A 17732-nucleotide genomic window follows, 5' to 3' on the forward strand; every position below is an offset into this window, starting at 1 on the left:
GGCGGGCGCGCTGGAAGGCCGTTCGGGCCACCCTCTATGCTTCACCTCGTTTTCCTGCGTGGTTCCCGCCTCCGGCGCGACGCTCCACTCCACGCACCTGCCCGGCCACACCTGTTCACGACGATCTGCACAGCGGGAGCGAGCGGTGAGCGGAACCTCCGAAGGGCCGACGCCCCCGGCGGGCACAGCCCCCGGCACAGGGCCACCAGAGGTCACTCGGAGTGATCACCGGAGGCCGGGGGATCAGGCTCGCCCCTCCGAGCTGGGCGACTACCGCGCCGCGTTCACCGCTTCCGCCCTCCCGATGGCCGTCGTCGACCACCACGGCCGGATCGTCAGGCCGAACGACGCGCTGGGCGCACTGCTCGGCACCGGCCTCGCGGCCCTGGCCGGGCAGCCCGTGGCCGACCTCGTCGGTCTCGGCTCGGACAGCCGCACCTGGCGGGAGTACACAGAGGTACTCGACGGTGCCCGCCCCCGGCTCCGGTGCACCCGGCAGCTCAAGCACGCCGACGGCAGGCCCCTGTGGGCCGAGGTCACCGTCGCGGCGATGGGCGAGTCCGCCGGGAGCCAGGGCCGGGTCCTGCTGTCCGTCACCGACGTCAGCGACCGGCGTGAACTGCGGGAGCGGCTGCGCCATCTGCGGATACACGACCCCGTGACCCGGCTGCCCAACCGCACCCTGTTCTTCGAGCGCCTCACACGCGTGCTGGAGACCCCGCCGCCCGAGGGCGGGTCGTCAGCACCGGCACACCGCAGGGTCGGCCTCTGCTATCTGGACATCGACGGCTTCAAGGCGGTCAACGACACCCTGGGGCACCGCACCGGCGACCGGCTGCTCGCCGCCGTCGCCGCGCGGCTCACCGACTGCGCCGGGACCGGCGGGCACCGCTCCGGCGGCCATCTGGTGGCGCGCCTGGGCGGCGACGAATTCGCCGTCCTGGTCGAGGACTCGTCGGGCACGCACCAGCTCACCGAGCTCGCGCGCTCGGTGCTCGCCGCCCTCCAGCGGCCGTTCGAGGTGTCCGGGCACCGCCTGTCGGTCTCCGCGTCGATCGGGGTGGTGGAGCGGTCGTCGGCCGGCACATCGGCCACCGCCCTGATGCAGGCCGCCGACACCACGCTGTACTGGGCGAAGGCCGACGGCCGGGCCCGCTGGACCCTCTTCGACCCCGAGCGCAACGCCCACCGGATGACCCGGCAGGCACTCTCCTCCACGCTCGGCCCCGCCGTCGAGCGAGGGGAGTTCGCGCTGGAGTACCAGCCGCTGGTCGGCATGGCGGACGAGGTCGTACGGGGTGTGGAGGCCCTGGTCCGGTGGAATCACCCGCGCTTCGGGCTGCTCGCGCCCAGCCGGTTCGTCCCGATCGCCGAGGAGGACGGCACGATCGTCCAGCTCGGCCGGTGGGTGCTGCGTACGGCCTGCCGCCAGGCACGCCGCTGGCAGCTGGAGCACCCGGACGAGCCGCCGCTGTACATCAGCGTCAACGTCGCCGTGCGCCAGGTCAGGGACTCCGACCTGGTCGCCGATGTGGCGGAGGTCCTCGCCGAGACGGGCCTGGAACCGGGGCTGCTTCAACTGGAACTGACGGAGTCCGCGGTGGTGGGTTCGTCGGGCAGGCCGCTGCGGGTGCTTCAGGCCCTCAGCGACATGGGCGTCCGTATCGCGATCGACGACTTCGGCACCGGCTACTCCAACCTCGCCTATCTGAGCCGGCTGCCCGTGTCCGTGCTGAAGCTCGACGGCTCCTTCGTACGCGGTTTCCGCTACGAGGACGGCGCGGACCCGAGCCCGGCCGACGAGACGATCGTCGAGGCCATGGTGCAGCTGGCGCACCGCCTGGGCCTGACGGTCACCGCGGAGTGCGTGGAGACCTCGGGCCAGGCGGAGCGACTGCGCCGGATCGGCTGCGACACCGGGCAGGGGTGGCTGTACTCCCGTGCGGTGGCACCGGAGCGGATCGCCGAGCTGATCGGCACCAGGCCGCCGGAGAGCTGACCGGTGCCGTTCGCCCCGGCCCGGGGCCTTTCGCCCGCGCCGGGACCTTCCGCCCGGGCCGCTCCGGTCAGCCGAGGGAGGGCAGCCCGTACGCGTCGGCGATGAGCTCGTAGGAGCGCAGCCGGGCCTCGCCGCCGTGGGCGTTGGCCGTGATCATCAGCTCGTCGGCGCCGGTGCGCTTGGCCAGGTCGTCCAGGCCGGTGCGGACCTCGTCCGCCGTGCCGTGGACGATGTCCTTCAGCCAGCCGTCGACGAATTCGCGTTCCATGGGGCTGAAGTCGTGCGCCTCCGCCTCCTCGGGGCTCGGCACGAGACCCGGGCGGCCGGTGCGCAGCCTGACCATGGACAGGGCGCCGGTGAGCACCTGGCGCCTGGCCTCGCGCTCGTCGTCGGCGGCGAGCGCCGCGACACCGATGAGGGCGTAGGGCGCGTCGAGCACCGCGGAGGGCTCGAAGGACTCCCGGTAGAGCTCAAGGGCCGGCACGGTGTTCCGGGCCGAGAAGTGGTGGGCGAAGGCGAAGGGCAGACCGAGGACGCCGGCCAGCCGGGCGCTGAAGCCGGAGGAGCCGAGCAGCCAGACCGGCGGGCGGCCGGGCGACTGGACACCGCCGGGCGAGGTGGCCTGCACCGGTCCGGGTACGGCGTGGATACGGGCGTAGGGGTGTCCGTCCGGGAAGTCGTCGTCCAGGAAGCGGGTCAACTCGGCCAGCTGCTGCGGAAAATCGTCGGCGCCCTCGTTCAGCCGGTCCGTGCGGCGCAGGGCCGCCGCGGTGGCACCGTCCGTGCCCGGGGCACGGCCGAGGCCGAGGTCGACACGGCCGGGAGCCATCGCCTCCAGGGTGCCGAACTGCTCGGCGATCACCAGGGGGGCGTGGTTCGGCAGCATCACGCCGCCCGAACCCAGCCTGATGCGCTCGGTGTGGGCGGCCAGGTGCGCGAGGATCACGGCGGGCGACGAGGAGGCCACCCCGGGCATGGAGTGGTGCTCGGCCACCCAGAAGCGCTGGAACCCGCGGTTCTCCGCGAGCTTGGCGATATCCACGCTGGTGCGCAGTGCCTGGGTCGCTGTACGCCCCTGGCCCACGGTCACCAGGTCGAGCACGGAGAGGGGCACGGAGGCCGTCCCGCTCGCAGTGCCGCGAATCTCGTCGCCTCGGTTCTCGTCCACGTGTTTCGGCCTCTCCGGTGCTGCGTCTGTGTACCGGAGCGTACAAACAGGAGGATGGCTCCGCTTATTCCCGCACCTCGATGCCCCGGGGCTCCGCCGCGCCCGGCGGGGGCTCACGGGTCGCGAACAGGGTGCCGAGTGTGGGGGCCCAGATACGGCGTTCGGCCAGCCTGAGGCCTTCCCAGACCGCCACCTGGTTGCCGGTGAGGACCGGCTTGCCGACCAGCTCCTCCAGCTCGGGAACGTACGCGGCGGTGTGCAGGGCGTTGTCGGGGAGCAGGATCACCTGGGCGTCGGGGTGGTCACCGGCCACGATCAGCTCCTTCACGAGATCCGGGTCCGCCGCCGCCGACTCGGACGCCCTGATGATGCCGGCGCCCCGGGTGGAGGTCACCTCGACGCCTCCGGAGCCCAGGAATCCGGAGAAGAGCGCGGCGACGTCCTCGGAGTACGTCGCGGCCACCGCGACCCGGGACGCACCCAGCTCGCGCACGGCCTGGACGAAGGCGATGGAGGTGCTGGAGGCGGGGAGCCCGGCGGCCCTGGCGAGGCCCGCGGCCTGATCGTGCGCCCCGGCCCAGCCGAAGGCGAAGCTGCCGCCCGAGCAGGCCCAGACCACCGACTCCGCGCCGGCCATCCGCAGCTCCTCGACACCGGCGCCCAGACGTTCGGCCGCGCCCGCCGCACGGAGGTCCTCGACCCTGCGGACGTCCTCGTCGATGTCGGTGTGGAAGAGCGGCACTCTGATGTCGCTGTCGAGCATGACCTCGATCCGCGGGAAGTCGTCCTCCGCGGCGTGGCCCGGGTAGAGAAGTCCTACGGTCGTCATGTCCACCCTTCCCGTGCGTCCGGATGTCCTGCGGCGTTCGCGTCACCGTTGCCCCTGCCTGGGACAAGTATCGCCCTCTTCACCCCATAGCGTCTCCCGCAGCCAGGGTGACCAGCGGTTTCTTCCGCGGTGACTGCGCCCTGTTGACGGGCGTGTTCCCCGGTGCGAGCGTGGCATTCCCCATGACCACTCCCGTGATCCTCGTCCTGGACACCGACCCGTCACCGCGCCTGGGCCGGCTGACCGGCCGGGCCACCGTCCGGTACGCCGACGAGCGGACGCTCGCCGGCCTGCTGCCCGACGCGGATGTGCTGCTCGTCTGGGACTTCACCTCCGACGCCGTCCGCGAGGCCTGGCCCGGCGACGGGCCACGCCCCCGCTGGGTGCACACGGCCAGCGCGGGGGTGGACCGGTTGCTCTGCCCCGAGCTCGCCGGCTCCCCCACCGTCGTCACCAACGCGCGGGGCGTCTTCGAGCTGCCGATCGCCGAATACGTCGCCGGTCTCGTGCTCGCCTTCGTGAAGGACCTCCCCCGCACGCTGGAGCTTCAAGGACAGCGCCGGTGGCGCCACCGGGAGACCCGGGGCCTGGCCGGCACCCGCGCCGTGGTCGTCGGGGCGGGCCCCGTCGGCCGGGAGATCATGCGGCTGCTGCACGGCCTCGGCGTCCAGGTGGCGCTCGTCGGACGCACGGCGCGGCGCACGATCCACGGCGCCGGGGATCTGGACCGGCTGGCGGCCGGAGCCGACTGGGTGATCAGCGCCGCCCCCCTGACCGACGGTACGCGCGGGATGTTCGACGCCCGCTTCTTCGGGCTGCTCCAGCCCTCCGCCCACTTCATCAACGTCGGACGCGGCCCGCTGGTCGTCGAGGAGGCCCTGACCGACGCGCTGCGCAGCCACTGGATCGCGGGCGCGGCGCTCGACGTGTTCCAGGCGGAGCCGCTGAGTCCGTCCAGCCCGCTGTGGGACGTGCCCGGCCTGCTCATCTCGCCGCACATGAGCGGGGACGCGGCCGGCTGGCGGGACCGCCTCGGCGAGCAGTTCGTCTCGATGTACGAGGGCTGGGCGGCCGGTGAGGCGCTCCCCAACGTGGTGGACATACAGCGTGGTTACGTGCCTTCTCCTGACATACCACCCCGACAACCGGAATGACGGGCCCTCACCAACACGCACGCGAGAAGGAATACGCCCCGCTCACCCCTCGTCGCGCTGCGCCCATACCGAGACACGGGAAGGTCACCCTCCGGCCACCGTTCGGTTACATGGCGGCGGGTCCCTGCATAGACATCCTGGATAGGGAAGGTGCTCACCCTGTCCGGACTGTTCGACACCCCGATTTCTCCAGGAGATTGCGAACCATGGCTGACTTCCCTCACCTGTCCCGTCGGGGCTTCCTCAATCGATCGGCCGCTGTGGGAGGTCTGCTCGTCGTCCCCGGCCTGCTCTCCGCGTGCAGCAAGACGGACGCCGGCTCATCGGACGGTGAGGGCGCACTCGACAAGCTCCGCAAGCAGGGCTTCGTCCGCGTCGCGTACGCCAACGAGGCCCCGTACGGCTTCATGGAGGGCAAGAAGCTCAAGGGCGAGGCTCCCGCCCTGCACGCGCAGATCTTCAAGGCGCTCGGCGTGGACGAGCTGAAGCCCACCCTCTCGGAGTGGGACGGCCTCATCCCCGGTCTGCAGGCGGGCAAGTACGACGTCGTCAGCGCAGGTATGGCCATCACCCCGGAGCGCTGCGACAACGCCATCTTCTCCGAGCCGGAGTTCATCTCCCCCACGGCGCTGATGGTGAAGAAGGGCAACCCGAAGAACGTCACGGACCTCGCCTCCGCGAAGAAGGCCGGGATAACCGTCGGTGTCATGTCCGGTGCGGTCGAGGCCTCGTACGCCGAGGGCGCGGGCATCGACAAGGGGAAGATCAAGTCCCTCCAGAAGCCGCAGGACGGCGCGGACGCCGTCAAGGGCGGCCGGATCGACGCCTTCCTGCTCACCGGCATCTCGCTGCGCTGGCTCGCGAAGACCAACCCGGACACCGAGGTCACCGAGCCCTTCGTCCCCGAGCTCGACGGCACGAAGCAGTACTCACCGGGCGGCGCGGTGTTCCGCAAGGGCAACGAGGACCTGAGGGACTCCTTCAACCGCGAGCTCAAGAAGATCGTCTCGGACAAGTCCCGCTACGTGGAGCTCCTCAAGCCGTACGGCTTCGGCGCCACGGAGATTCCGCCGGCCACGCTCAAGACGGCCGACCTGTGCAAGGGCTGACGAGGACGGACTCCACCGTATGAGTGACTTCTTCTCCATACTCGGCGAAGAGTTCCCCCAGGTCAGGTCCGGCCTCTGGGTGACTCTGGAAGCGACGGTGCTGGGCTCCCTGGTCGCCCTGCTCCTGTCGTTCGTCCTCGGCCTGGCCGCGGGCAGCAAGCTGCTGCTGGTGCGCGGGGCCTCCCGGATCGTCGTCGAGTTCTTCCGCGGCACCTCGCTCTACATCCAGCTGTTCTGGCTCTACTACGCGATGCCGTCCCTCACGGGCTACGAACTCACCCCGCTGGTGTGCGGAGTCGTCGCCTTCGGCCTGAACTACGGGGCGTACGGCTCCGAGATCGTGCGCGGCGCCATCAACTCCGTGCCCCGCGCCCAGTACGAGGCGGCCGTGGCGCTGAACATGACGCCCTTCCACCGCATGCGCAAGGTGATCATGCCCCAGGCCTGGGTGCAGATGATCCCGTCCTTCACCAACCTGCTGATCCAGCTGCTGAAGTGCACGCCCCTGCTGTGGCTGATCTCCGCCGCCGATCTGATGACCGCGATCGAACACGTCCGCAGCCTGACCGGTGAAACCCTCCTCACCTACGTGCTGCTGCTGGTCGTCTACTTCATCCTCGCCTACGCGCTGACGCTGCTCATGAACATGCTGGAGCGCACCGCCAAGCGCCGGCTCGGCATGCACACCGATGCGGGCAGCCTGCTCAAGACACGCACGGCGGAAGCCGCCGCCACAGCGGGAGGTGCCCGGTGAACCAGTCATTCCAGTGGGATGCGGTCGGGGACGCCTTTCCTCTGCTGCTCCAGGGATTCAAGGTCACCCTGCTCGCGACCGTGCTCGGCACGCTCGTGGCCGCGGTGCTCGGTCTTGCCGTCGCGGTGGCGGGCCGCGCGCCCTCCCGGTTCGTGACCGTGCCGGTGAAGGTGCTGACGGAGTTCGTCCGCTCCACCCCGCTGCTGGTCCAGCTGGTGGGCGCGGCAGCCGTCTTCAGCTCCGTGGAACCGCTGACCGTCGGCATCGTGGTGCTGGGCATCCACTACGCCGCGTACACCTCCGAGGTCTACCGGGCCGGGATCGACGGTGTCCCCAAGGGACAGTGGGAGGCCTGCCGGGCGCTCTCGCTGTCGCCGCGGCGTACCTGGCAGGCCGTGATCCTGCCGCAGGCGGTGCGCAACGTACTGCCCGCCCTCGGCAACTACGCGATCTCGATGTTCAAGGAGACCCCCTTCCTCGCCGTGATCACGGTGCAGGAGATGGTCTTCGAAGCCCGGAAGTACGGAGCCGACCACTTCGTGTACACCGAGGTGTTCACGCTCGCCGGACTCATCTTCCTGGTCGCGAGCTACCCCACCTCACTGCTCATGAGAAAGCTGGAGAAGCGCCTTGGCCACTGAACCCGCCAACCTCAAGAAGGAGCCCGCCGACGCGGCCGGGGAGCCCCAGGCGGCAGGAGCCGAGCCGCTGGTCCGTTTCGACAAGGTCGTCAAGCAGTACGGCGACCATGTGGTCCTGGACGAACTGGACTTCACCGTGCAGCGCGGCGAGCACGTCACGCTGATCGGGCCGAGCGGCTCGGGAAAGACCACCATCCTGCGGCTGCTCATGACGCTGGAGAAGGTCAGCGACGGTGTGATCTGGGTGGACGGCTCGCCCCTCTCGCACGTGCGGACGCCGTCCGGTGCGCTCAAGCCGGCGGGCGAGAAGGAGCTGCGGGAGTCCCGGAAGAAGATCGGGATGGTCTTCCAGCAGTTCAACCTCTTCCCGAACATGAAGGTGCTCCAGAACATCACCGAGGCACCCGTCAACGTCCTCGGCATGGACAAGGACGAGGCGGAGACCCGCGCCCGGGAGCTGCTCGACCTGGTCGGGCTCTCCGGGAAGGTCGACGCCCATCCATCCCAGCTGTCAGGCGGACAGCAGCAGCGCGTCGCCATCGCCCGCGCGCTGGCGATGCGGCCGGAGATCCTGCTGCTCGACGAGGTGACCTCGGCGCTCGACCCGGAGCTGGTGGCGGGCGTACTGGAGCTGCTCAGCGACATCGCGCGGAACACCAACATCACGATGCTCTGCGTGACCCACGAGATGAGCTTCGCCCGGGACGTATCGGAAAAGGTGCTGATGTTCGACGCGGGACGGGTCGTGGAAGCCGGTTCGCCGGAAAAAATATTCACCGACCCCGCGCACGAACGCACGCGTGAATTCCTCAACGCGGTGCTGTGACCTCACCTTTGGTCCGAAGCCCGTGACTTTGGCATATGCCGTGATGATGCACCCCAGCCGGCCCCGTCAGCTGGGGCGCACCATCAACTCCCCTACGGCCCTCCCCATCGGGGTCCTGGCGACTATCGTGGGTCGCGAGCTTGCGGTCACAACCTGGCAGAGGTCCTGAAGGGGGAACCGTGGCGTTGAAGCCCGAGCCGAAGGCGCCGTTCCATTCGGTGCAGTACGCCCTGCGGGTGCTCGAGTCCGTTTCCACGCACGGCGGCGGGGTGACCGAGGCGCGCATATCCCGGGAGACGGGGCTGCCGGCGGGGCACCTCACCCCTCTTCTGTCGACCCTGCGCCGCGAGGGATACGTCGAACAGTCCGCCGACGGCGCCTACGTCGTCGGTGCCTCCCTCCTCGAACTCGGCTCCGGCACCGCCCGCAGGCGGACCCTGGAGGCCAAGCTCCAGCAGACACTGGTGCAGCTGCGGGACTCGGTCGGCGCGGCCGTGTACGTCAGCCGCTACGTCGACGGGGAGATCCGCGTCACGCAGGTCGCCGACGGGCCCCGCACCCCAGCGGTCAACGAGTGGGTGGACTTCCGCTCGGCGGCGCACGCCAGCGCGATCGGCAAGTGCCTGCTCACCCAGCTCGACCAGAACGGCCGGCGCGACCATCTCGCCCGGCACCGGACGGCGCGGCTGACCTCGCGGACGATCACGAGCGAGAAGGTGCTCTTCTCGAAGCTGGACAGCCAGCCGGCGACGGTGCCGGTGCTCGACCTCCAGGAGTACGCCGTGGGCACGGTGTGCGCGGCCGTCCCGCTGACGGCGGGCTCGTCGGCCGGATGCCTGGCCCTTTCCCTGCCGATCGAGCACGCGCACCGGCTGCGGGCCGCGGCCGCCACGCTGAACCGGCGCGCTGCGCCGGTTCTCCTGTCGCTGGCCCTGTGAGCCGTACTCCGTGAGCACCCGCCGCATGGGGGCGATATATATGTACCCGTGCGGGCCCGCAGGTCAGGGGCGGGTCCGCACGGTTCTGCGTGTGCTGCCGCCCTGCCTCGGCAGGTGTCATCAGCACCCCTGAGGACCAGGTATTATTTTCGAGTCAGCAGGCGCCGTTAGCTCAGTTGGTTAGAGCAGCTGACTCTTAATCAGCGGGTCCGGGGTTCGAGTCCCTGACGGCGCACAGACACCACAGTGGGTGGTCTCCTTCGGGAGACCACCCACTGTGCGTTGTTCGGCGGTGCGTCGCGCCGTGGTGCGTCGTGCCGCGCCGAATCAGCGCCGCGTCATCAGAACGTCACGTCGGAGCACGCGTAGAACGCGTCAGACATGTCCATGTCCAGCCCCATGTGGATCAGGTTTTCGGCGCGTGCTCCGGTGCGCGGGGAGCCCGTCAGACACCGTCCGCGCCGCCCCGGCCGGTGTAGAAGGCCACGGTCAGATCCCTGACCAGCGCCTTGTGCTCGTAGGCGTCGAGCTCGACGATGCCGCGTGCCGTCAGCCGTCCGACGGTGTCGTCCACCGCGTCGACCACGGAGGTCAGCACCCCGTCGCGGTGCTTCGCGTCGATGGCCGCCACCCGGCACCTCTGCATCGCCGCCGCGACCTCGGGGGCGTACTCGATCCCGGTCGGCTGCGCGGAGTAGACCTCGATCCCGACGGGCACGCAGTCCGCCTTCACCATGCGCGTCAGCGCGTCGCCCACCGCCTCCGCGTCACGCAGGGTGCGGGTGGTCTCGTCGAAGGCGTCGGCGGGCAGCTGCGAGAGGACCCGGGCCAGCGCCGCCTCCACCTGGTCGCGCAGATACCATTCGTGGTCCGCGACGCCGAACGTGGCCCTCGCCGTGTCCCGCACCCGCCAGACGACGAGTACCACGGCCCGCAGCGCGGTACCGCTCGCGTCCACGGCGGACAGCGGCTCGCTCCGCCAGTGCCGCAGGCGTACGTCGACCCGGCGGCGCCGCAGCAGCGGCGAGATCCACAGGAGGCCGGTGCGCCGGACGCTGCCCCGGTAGTCACCGAAGAGCGTCAGCACCGAGGCGTGTCCCGACCGGCCCCGGCCGAGACCGCAGAGCGCGAACAGCACCACCGCCACCGCCAGGCCGAGCAGCGCCCAGCCCACGGTGCCGATGCCGTCGTAGGTGCGCGCCCCGAGTCCGAGCCGGCCGGTTACCGCGGCGGGCAGCGCGCCCTGCCATCCCAGCACCCCGAGTCCGGCGACCGCCGCGGTGGCCGCGGTGAACAGCGCGGCCCAGCCGGGCAGTTCGGGTCCCGGCCGCTCGGTGAGCCGGAGGTCGGCGAGAGGCGCGGGCCTGGTGGGCCGCTGCGGCGCCCGGCGGGAACGCGGCAGGGGCGGACGCCGCGCGGGTCCGGTGCCGGTGGCCGTGGCCGTGGTGCCGCCCGGGGTCCCCGGCCCGCCGGTGGGCGGCCCGTCCCGGTCGTCGTCGCGGAAGAGCAGATGCACGGGGATGGGCGCGGTGGTCTCGGTGGTGATGACGGGCTGTCTGCGCCCCGCTCCCCACCAGGCGACCGGGTCCGTGGCGCCGGCGGCGAGCGTCACCGGGGCGCTCTCCTCGCCATGGAGCGGCCGCGCTCCACCGGCGTCCGCCTTCCGGAGATCCGGCACCTCACCCCAGGCCCAGGCCCGCGGGCCGGCCAGGGGAGGCTCCACTTCCACGCCGTCCTCACCCGACACGGCAGGGACCTGCTCCTGCTCCAGCTCCAGGTCCGGCCCGAGCTCCAACGACTCGGGGCCGGGCCCCGGGTCCAGGTCCACCCGACCGGACTCCGGCACCGACGCCGCGGGCAGGTCCGAACCCAGCTCCACCGGACCGGCGAACCGCTCCGGCCCCAGCGACTCGGAGCCACGCAGCGGCTCCCGGCCCAGGCCGAGGCCCAGATCCGGGTCCAGGTCCCGATCCCCGTCCACCGGACCGGACTCCGGCACCGTCGGCAGGCCCAGGCCCAGATCAGCGGGGCCGGTGAGCTGCCCCGGCCCCAGCGGCTCCGGACCACGCGCAGGCTCCCGGCCGAGACCCAGGTCCAGGTCCAGGTCCACATCCAGTCCTCTGCCCGCCGGACCGGGCTCCGGCTCCGACGTCGCTGACAGGTCCGGGCCCAGCTCAGCCGGACCGAAGACCTGCTCCAGCCCCAGCGGTTCGGATCCACGCACCGGCTCCCGGTCCAGGCCCGGCCCCCGGTCCGCCGGGCCCGTCGTCGGCTCCGGCTCCCGCTCGCCACCCAGGCCCAGGCCCAGATCCGGGCCCGGGCCCGGGCCCGGGGCGGCGGCGGTTCTGCCCACCCCGGCCACGGCATCCAACGCCGGACCCAGATCCGCCGGAATGTCGTCCTCCACAGCAGCCGTACCCACCACCGGCGGCACAACCACCGGCACCACCTCGCCCGACGTCTCGCCCTGCGCGTTCCCCACGCCGGGGCCGGGCACGATCACCCGCGTGTCCCGTGCGTCCCCCGCCGCACGCTCGCCCAGCTCGTCCCACTCGCCCCGTACGTTCTCCGTTGACCGCATTGCCGCCTCCGTCATGTCCGTTCCGTCGCTTCACCCGTCACGCGAACAGCCGTCGCCATGTCTCGGGCCCCGGGTACCCGTCGGCCGCGCTGCCGCTCCAGCCCTGGGCCCGCTGGAACGCCTCGACGTTGCGGCGGTCCGCCTCCGTCCAGCGCGGTCCTGGCCCGGTCACGTAGTGGGTGCCGTATCCCTTCTTCACCAGCCGGCTGCCGAGCCGCTGGACCTGGCTGCTGGAGCGCCCCGGCTGGAAGAGGCTCCGCCCCGGGTACGCCTCGGCCTGGTTCGGGCCGCCGCCCGCTCCGGCGGCGGCGGGGATCTTGTGTCCGGTGCCCTTGATCAGCAGACTCCAGGTGTCGGGGCCCGGGATGCCGTCCGCCTCCTCGCCCTTCCAGCCCTGTGCCTGCTGGAACGCCTGCGTCGCCCGCTTGTCCGCGTCGCTCCAGCGCGGTCCCTCGCCCACCGTGTAGAAGCGCTTGCCGCCCTGCGCGATGAGCAGCTTCCCGAGCTGGGTCACGTACGCGTTGTCCGCACCGGGACCGAACTTCGCCGCCCCGGGGAACGCCGTGTTCGAGCCGCTGCCGCTCGCCCCGCTGACGATGCCGTTGTAGCGGTAGGCCACGTACTTCGACGAGTTGCTCCAGTACGCCATCGGCGTCGTCGCCTGCCGCGTGTTCGGGCGGGTCTGCTCGTAGGCCACGTAGTGGGTGTGCGCGCTGTCGGTCCAGCCGCCGAAGACCGTGACGTGCGAGCCCACCGCGGGGTCGGCCTGATTGTGGAAGAGGAGGATGTCGCCCGGCTCCAGGTCCGCCCTGGCGATCTTCGTCCCGAAGGCGGCGAGGCTGCCGGTCCACTCGTTGGTGCCGAGGTTCCACGCCATCGACACGAAGCCGGAGCAGTCCTGCCGGTAGCCGTCCGACCAGTACGCCGCCATGTTGTACGGGACCTTCGCGGCCACCCACTTCTTCGCGCGCTTGATGATGTCGGTCCTGGTCGTCGTGCGCGGCGCCGTGTCCGGGGCGGAGGGCGGCCCGGATGCTCCGTCGCTGTTCAGCGGCCCGACCTGCCCCTGCGGGTTGACCGGCTGCGGATCGACCGCCGTGGCGCCCCCGGTGGCCCGTCCGGCGGCGTGCGCGGCTGCCTGGGCCGCCCCGCAGGTCAGCACCATCCCCGCCGCGGTGGCCAGCACCAGCGCCCGCCGGGCACCGTGTGCGGCCGGGTGCCCGCCGTGGCGTACGGGCAGTGCGGCGGCCGTGCGGCGACGTTGCGCGCAGCCCCGGCATCCGCAGTCGGCGGCGGGTTCGTACTCCTCGAAGACCGGCACAGTCATGCGACTCCTCTTCCTCTGGACAGGCGCGCAAATCTTCCGTACATCAACTTTCCCGGCATATCTCATGGTGACGGACTAAAGAGAAAAAACGACCATCCGACAGGCCGTACCGGAGAGGAATTGGTCGGAAGCACTCCCCCACATCGGGTAAAGTTCTTCAGGTCAGCAGGCGCCGTTAGCTCAGTTGGTTAGAGCAGCTGACTCTTAATCAGCGGGTCCGGGGTTCGAGTCCCTGACGGCGCACGCAACAGCGAGGCCCCTTCACCACAGGTGAAGGGGCCTCGCTCGTGCTCCCCTGGGCGCCGTAGCGACCCCGGGCGCCTTCGCCGCCCCTGCGCGCCTCCTTCACGGTATTCCCTCAAATCGCACGTATGGCGGGTAAACAGCCTGTTTCGCCCTTGCGTTCACGCCGCGTATCGGACAACCTGACCTGGTGTCGTCCGGAGGTCCATGGGATCCCGGCCGGGGGAACACTGATCGGCTTTCTCGCGAGGTGGGGACCTCGCAGGCGTACGCAGGGACAGAATTCACGCAGAGTTGCTGCGTGCGGGGGGATGACCATGACGTCGACGCCGTCAGGCGACCGGCAGCACCACGACCCTGCTCACACGGTTCAGCTGCGGCTGCCTCCGCAGCCCCGTCCCGGCAGATCGAGACGGCAGCCGAAGAAGCCACTGCCGCGCTACGACTACGAGCACTACAGCCGGCTCGCCGGGCCTCTGACCCAGCCTGACCCCTCCCGGCCGTATACCGTGCGCTACCGCTCACTCCTCTCCCAGGAGACCCGCCGGATCCGCGCGGCCCTGCTGCTGGGTGCCGCGCCCCTCGTCTCGCTGGGTCTCTTCGTCTGGCTCATGCAGCCGGGACACTGGACGGAACGCGACCCGAACCTCAAGAACGACACGCTGCTCGTCCTCGACGTCGTGATGCTGGTGTCGATCGGCCTCATCGAGCTCTTCCGCACGATGAACGTCCTGTCGAACGCGCATGCCACCCTGGTGGCCCGCGACCCGGTCCCCGTCATACCGGAGAGCGGCACGAAGGTCGCCTTCCTCACCTCCTTCGTCCCGGGCAAGGAGCCCCTGGAGATGGTGACGAAGACGCTGGAGGCCGCCGTGCGGATCCGGCACCGCGGGCAGATGCACGTCTGGCTGCTCGACGAGGGCGACGACCCCGCCGTGAAGGAGGTCTGCGCCCGGCTCGGAGTGCACCACTTCTCCCGCAAGGGCGTCGCCCACTGGAACCAGGCCAAGGGCCCCCACCGGGCGAAGACGAAGCACGGCAACTACAACGCCTGGCTCGACGCGCACGGTGACGCGTACGACTTCTTCGCCTCCGTCGACACCGACCATGTGCCGCTGCCCAACTACCTGGAGCGGATGCTCGGTTACTTCCGCGACCCGGACATCGGCTTCGTCATCGGCCCGCAGGTCTACGGCAACTACGACACCTTCGTCACGAAGGCGGCCGAGTCCCAGCAGTTCCTCTTCCACGCGCTGATCCAGCGCGCGGGCAACCGCTACGGCGCCCCGATGTTCGTCGGCACGAGCAACGCCGTACGGATCTCGACCCTCAAGCAGATCGGCGGCCTCTACGACTCGATCACAGAGGACATGGCCACCGGCTTCGAGATCCACCGCCACCGCAACCCGCTCACCGGCCGTAAGTGGCGCTCGGTCTACACCCCCGACGTGCTGGCGGTCGGCGAGGGGCCGGCCGCGTGGACCGACTTCTTCACCCAGCAGCTGCGCTGGTCCCGGGGCACCTACGAGACGATCCTCAAGCAGTACTGGAAGGGCTGGTTCTCCCTCCCGGTGGGCAAGCTCTTCAACTACACGATGATGATCATCTTCTATCCGATGTCGGCCATGAACTGGATCCTCGCCGCCCTGAGCTGCGCCCTGTTCCTCGGCATGGGCGCATCCGGCGTCCAGATCGACCCGGTGATCTGGATGATGCTGTACGGCAACGCCACGGCCCTCCAGGTCGGCCTCTACGTCTGGAACCGCCGCCACAACGTCTCGCCGCACGAGCCCGAGGGGTCGGGCGGCCTCGCCGGTATGGCGATGTCCGCGCTCTCCGCGCCGATCTACGCCCGCTCCCTGCTGGACGCGGTGCTGCGCCGCAAGAGCTCCTTCGTGGTGACGCCCAAGGGCGACTCGTCCAGCCCGGACACCCTCTTCGGCACCTTCCGGATCCACCTCTTCTTCATCCTGGTCTTCGGCGGTTCGATCATCGCGTCCTACGTCCTCGGACACAGCCACCCGGCGATGCTCACCTGGGCCTCGTTGGCGCTGCTGATCACCGCCGCTCCCATCATCGGCTGGCGGTACACCGTCCGCGCCGAGCGGAAGAAGCGCCGCGCCGGACCACCCGCGCCGCCGCCCCAGCCCGTGCCGGGACCCGAGCCCGCCTCCTGGGCGGGCAACGAAGACACCATGCAGATCGCCCTTGGGGGACGTAACCGATGAAGTACCGTCCGAGCCGCCGTACCCGCCGCCTGGCGATCAGTACGGCGGTTGTTCTGGCGCTCGTGGGGGCGAACGGGCCCTGGGTGTACCGCTTCGCCACCGAGCGCTACCACACGTACGCCATCAACCGGCCGGACTACAAGGCGGAGAACGGCCACTGGGACTTCCTCGACGTCCCCTCCGAGTTCAAGATCAACACGATCCACGCCGCCCTGCTGCACACCGGCAAGGTGCTGCTCGTCGCGGGCTCGGGCAACAACCAGAAGAACTTCGACGCGAAGAGCTTCCGTTCGGTGCTGTGGGACCCGGACAAGAACACCTACAAGAACATCCCCACGCCCAAGGACATGTTCTGTGCCGGCCACACCCAACTGCCGGACGGGAAGCTCCTCATAGCCGGCGGCACGAAGCGGTACGAGAAGCTGGAGGGCGACGTCACCAAGGCCGGCGGCCTGATGATCGTCCACAACGAGAACCCGGACAAGCCGATCACCCTGCCCGCGGGCACCCGCTTCACCGGCAAGGCCAACGGAAAGTCCTTCGTCACGAAGGACCCGGTGCTCGTGGAGAAGGCCACCAAGGTCTTCGACAAGGAGACCGGCGCGTTCCTGCGCAACGACCCGGGGCTCGGCCGGATCTACGTCGAGGCGCAGAAGTCCGGGGCGAAGTACGAGACGGGCACCGAGGACAACTACCGGATATCGGGGCTCTCCGGCTCCGATGCCCACAACGTCTACGGGATCGCACAGAAGCTGGCCCTCGACAAGAAGGACTTCCAAGGCATCAAGGATGCCTACGAGTTCGACCCGGTGGCCGAGAAGTACATCAGCGTGGACCCGATGAACGAGGCCCGCTGGTATCCGACGCTCACCACCCTGGAGGACGGCAAGGTCCTCTCCCTGTCCGGTCTTGACGAGATCGGGCAGATCGTGCCGGGCAAGGACGAGATCTACGACCCGGAGACCAAGAAGTGGGACTACACCGGCATCGTCCGGAAGTTCCCCACCTATCCCGCCATCTTCCTCATGAACAACGGCAAGCTCTTCTACTCCGGCTCCAACGCCGGCTACGGGCCCGCCGACGTGGGCCGCGACCCGGGCGTCTGGGACCTGGACACCAACAAGTTCGAGAAGATCCCCGGGCTCAGCGACCCGGACAAGATGGAGACCTCGGCGACCGTACGGCTGCCCCCGGCCCAGGACGAGAAGTTCATGGTGATCGGCGGAGGCGGCGTCGGTGAGTCCGACAAGTCCAGCGAGAAGTCACGGCTGGTCGACCTCACGAAGGACGACCCGCGCTTCACGGACGGCGCCGGCCTCTCGGACGGCACCCGCTACCCGAGCGCCTCCCTCCTCCCGGACGACTCCCTGCTCGTCACCGGCGGCTCCAACGACTACCGGGGCCGCGGCGGTTCGAACATCCTGCAGGCCCGTCTCTACGACGCGAAGTCGGACACCTACAAGCGGGTCGCGGACCCGGCGGTGGGCCGCAACTACCACTCGGGCTCCGTGCTCCTGCCCGACGGCCGGGTCATGATCTTCGGCTCCGACTCCCTGTACTCCGACGCGGCGAACACACGGCCCGGCACGTTCGAGCAGCGCATCGAGATCTACACCCCGCCGTACCTCTACCGCGAAGGGCGCCCGGAGCTGACCGCGGGCCCCAAGCGCATCTCACGGGGCGGCACCGGGCTGTTCACGACGCAGCACGCCTCGTCGATCACCTCGGCGAAGCTGATGCGCCCCAGCGCGGTCACCCATGTCACGGACACGGACCAGCGGTCGATCGCGCTGGACCTGAAGAAGTCCGACGACAGCGTCAGCGTGACCGTCCCGAAGAACAAGGCCCTGGTCCCGTCCGGCTGGTACATGCTCTTCGTCACCGACGCCGACGGCACACCCTCCGAGGGCATGTGGGTGGAGATCCCCTGACACG

At 70.2% G+C, this 17732-nt stretch carries 13 protein-coding genes and 2 tRNA genes; 11 read left to right on the plus strand and 4 right to left on the minus strand.

Features of this window, described 5'->3' with window-relative positions:
• Window positions 1-145 precede the first annotated feature (145 nt).
• Window positions 146-1999, plus strand: a complete 1854-nt coding sequence (locus AB0C75_RS00955; RefSeq protein WP_362885767.1) for an EAL domain-containing protein — start codon at window positions 146-148, stop codon at window positions 1997-1999.
• Window positions 2000-2066: 67 nt separating this feature from the next.
• Here AB0C75_RS00955 and AB0C75_RS00960 read toward each other — a convergent pair whose 3' ends face one another.
• Both AB0C75_RS00960 and AB0C75_RS00965 read right to left on the minus strand, forming a co-directional pair.
• Window positions 2067-3167 (minus strand): LLM class flavin-dependent oxidoreductase, encoded by a 1101-nt coding sequence (locus AB0C75_RS00960; RefSeq protein WP_362885769.1) that lies wholly within the window; start codon window positions 3165-3167, stop codon window positions 2067-2069.
• A gap of 64 nt (window positions 3168-3231) precedes the next feature.
• Entirely contained in the window at window positions 3232-3996 is a 765-nt protein-coding gene (locus tag AB0C75_RS00965; protein WP_362885771.1) for a decarboxylase, read from the minus strand.
• Between the two features lie 182 nt (window positions 3997-4178).
• On the opposite strand from AB0C75_RS00965, the gene AB0C75_RS00970 reads away from it, so the two are divergent.
• From AB0C75_RS00970 to AB0C75_RS01000, 7 genes are all read left to right on the plus strand, one after another.
• Window positions 4179-5150 (plus strand): D-2-hydroxyacid dehydrogenase, encoded by a 972-nt coding sequence (locus tag AB0C75_RS00970; RefSeq protein WP_362885773.1) that lies wholly within the window; start codon window positions 4179-4181, stop codon window positions 5148-5150.
• A gap of 206 nt (window positions 5151-5356) precedes the next feature.
• On the plus strand, window positions 5357-6259 hold the full coding sequence (gene ehuB / locus AB0C75_RS00975) for an ectoine/hydroxyectoine ABC transporter substrate-binding protein EhuB (protein WP_362885774.1): 903 nt from the start codon (window positions 5357-5359) through the stop codon (window positions 6257-6259).
• A gap of 19 nt (window positions 6260-6278) precedes the next feature.
• Window positions 6279-7013: an ectoine/hydroxyectoine ABC transporter permease subunit EhuC gene (ehuC, locus tag AB0C75_RS00980; protein ID WP_362885776.1), complete on the plus strand. Its 735-nt coding sequence runs from the start codon at window positions 6279-6281 to the stop codon at window positions 7011-7013.
• Window positions 7010-7654, plus strand: coding sequence for an ectoine/hydroxyectoine ABC transporter permease subunit EhuD (gene ehuD / locus AB0C75_RS00985; protein WP_362885778.1), 645 nt, complete (start codon window positions 7010-7012; stop codon window positions 7652-7654). Before ehuC ends, ehuD begins: the two co-directional genes overlap by 4 nt.
• Entirely contained in the window at window positions 7644-8480 is an 837-nt protein-coding gene (ehuA, locus tag AB0C75_RS00990; RefSeq protein ID WP_362885780.1) for an ectoine/hydroxyectoine ABC transporter ATP-binding protein EhuA, read from the plus strand. The genes ehuD and ehuA overlap by 11 nt, the downstream gene beginning before the upstream one ends.
• A 179-nt stretch (window positions 8481-8659) precedes the next feature.
• A complete protein-coding gene (locus AB0C75_RS00995; protein ID WP_362885782.1) occupies window positions 8660-9418 on the plus strand; it encodes an IclR family transcriptional regulator C-terminal domain-containing protein in 759 nt (252 codons plus the stop codon).
• A gap of 161 nt (window positions 9419-9579) precedes the next feature.
• Window positions 9580-9653: transfer RNA gene (locus AB0C75_RS01000), tRNA-Lys, on the plus strand.
• 210 nt (window positions 9654-9863) lie between these two features.
• Here AB0C75_RS01000 and AB0C75_RS01005 read toward each other — a convergent pair.
• Window positions 9864-11999, minus strand: coding sequence for an SPFH domain-containing protein (locus AB0C75_RS01005; protein ID WP_362886145.1), 2136 nt, complete (start codon window positions 11997-11999; stop codon window positions 9864-9866).
• Between the two features lie 37 nt (window positions 12000-12036).
• Complete coding sequence (locus tag AB0C75_RS01010; protein WP_362885783.1) at window positions 12037-13326, minus strand: peptidoglycan-binding protein; 1290 nt, start codon at window positions 13324-13326, stop codon at window positions 12037-12039.
• Between the two features lie 169 nt (window positions 13327-13495).
• On the opposite strand from AB0C75_RS01010, the gene AB0C75_RS01015 reads away from it, so the two are divergent.
• The 3 genes from AB0C75_RS01015 to AB0C75_RS01025 all read left to right on the plus strand — a co-directional run bounded on the left by AB0C75_RS01015 (window position 13496) and on the right by AB0C75_RS01025 (window position 17728).
• Window positions 13496-13569: transfer RNA gene (locus AB0C75_RS01015), tRNA-Lys, on the plus strand.
• Window positions 13570-13886: 317 nt separating this feature from the next.
• Window positions 13887-15797, plus strand: a complete 1911-nt coding sequence (locus AB0C75_RS01020; RefSeq protein ID WP_362885784.1) for a cellulose synthase catalytic subunit — start codon at window positions 13887-13889, stop codon at window positions 15795-15797.
• Window positions 15794-17728 (plus strand): galactose oxidase-like domain-containing protein, encoded by a 1935-nt coding sequence (locus AB0C75_RS01025; protein ID WP_362885785.1) that lies wholly within the window; start codon window positions 15794-15796, stop codon window positions 17726-17728. Before AB0C75_RS01020 ends, AB0C75_RS01025 begins: the two co-directional genes overlap by 4 nt.
• Window positions 17729-17732 lie beyond the last annotated feature (4 nt).

The organism is Streptomyces sp. NPDC048565, assembly GCF_040650935.1.
GTDB lineage: Bacteria > Actinomycetota > Actinomycetes > Streptomycetales > Streptomycetaceae > Streptomyces.

Bases quoted from the DNA above. Each gene is read 5' to 3' on its own strand.
- ehuB (WP_362885774.1), top strand. From the start codon at position 5,357: ATGGCTGACTTCCCTCACCTGTCCCGTCGGGGCTTCCTCAATCGATCG.
- ehuC (WP_362885776.1), top strand. From the start codon at position 6,279: ATGAGTGACTTCTTCTCCATACTCGGCGAAGAGTTCCCCCAGGTCAGG.
- AB0C75_RS01025 (WP_362885785.1), top strand. From the start codon at position 15,794: ATGAAGTACCGTCCGAGCCGCCGTACCCGCCGCCTGGCGATCAGTACG.
- AB0C75_RS01010 (WP_362885783.1), bottom strand. From the start codon at position 13,326: ATGACTGTGCCGGTCTTCGAGGAGTACGAACCCGCCGCCGACTGCGGA.
- AB0C75_RS01005 (WP_362886145.1), bottom strand. From the start codon at position 11,999: ATGCGGTCAACGGAGAACGTACGGGGCGAGTGGGACGAGCTGGGCGAG.
- AB0C75_RS00970 (WP_362885773.1), top strand. From the start codon at position 4,179: ATGACCACTCCCGTGATCCTCGTCCTGGACACCGACCCGTCACCGCGC.
- AB0C75_RS01020 (WP_362885784.1), top strand. From the start codon at position 13,887: ATGACGTCGACGCCGTCAGGCGACCGGCAGCACCACGACCCTGCTCAC.
- AB0C75_RS00965 (WP_362885771.1), bottom strand. From the start codon at position 3,996: ATGACGACCGTAGGACTTCTCTACCCGGGCCACGCCGCGGAGGACGAC.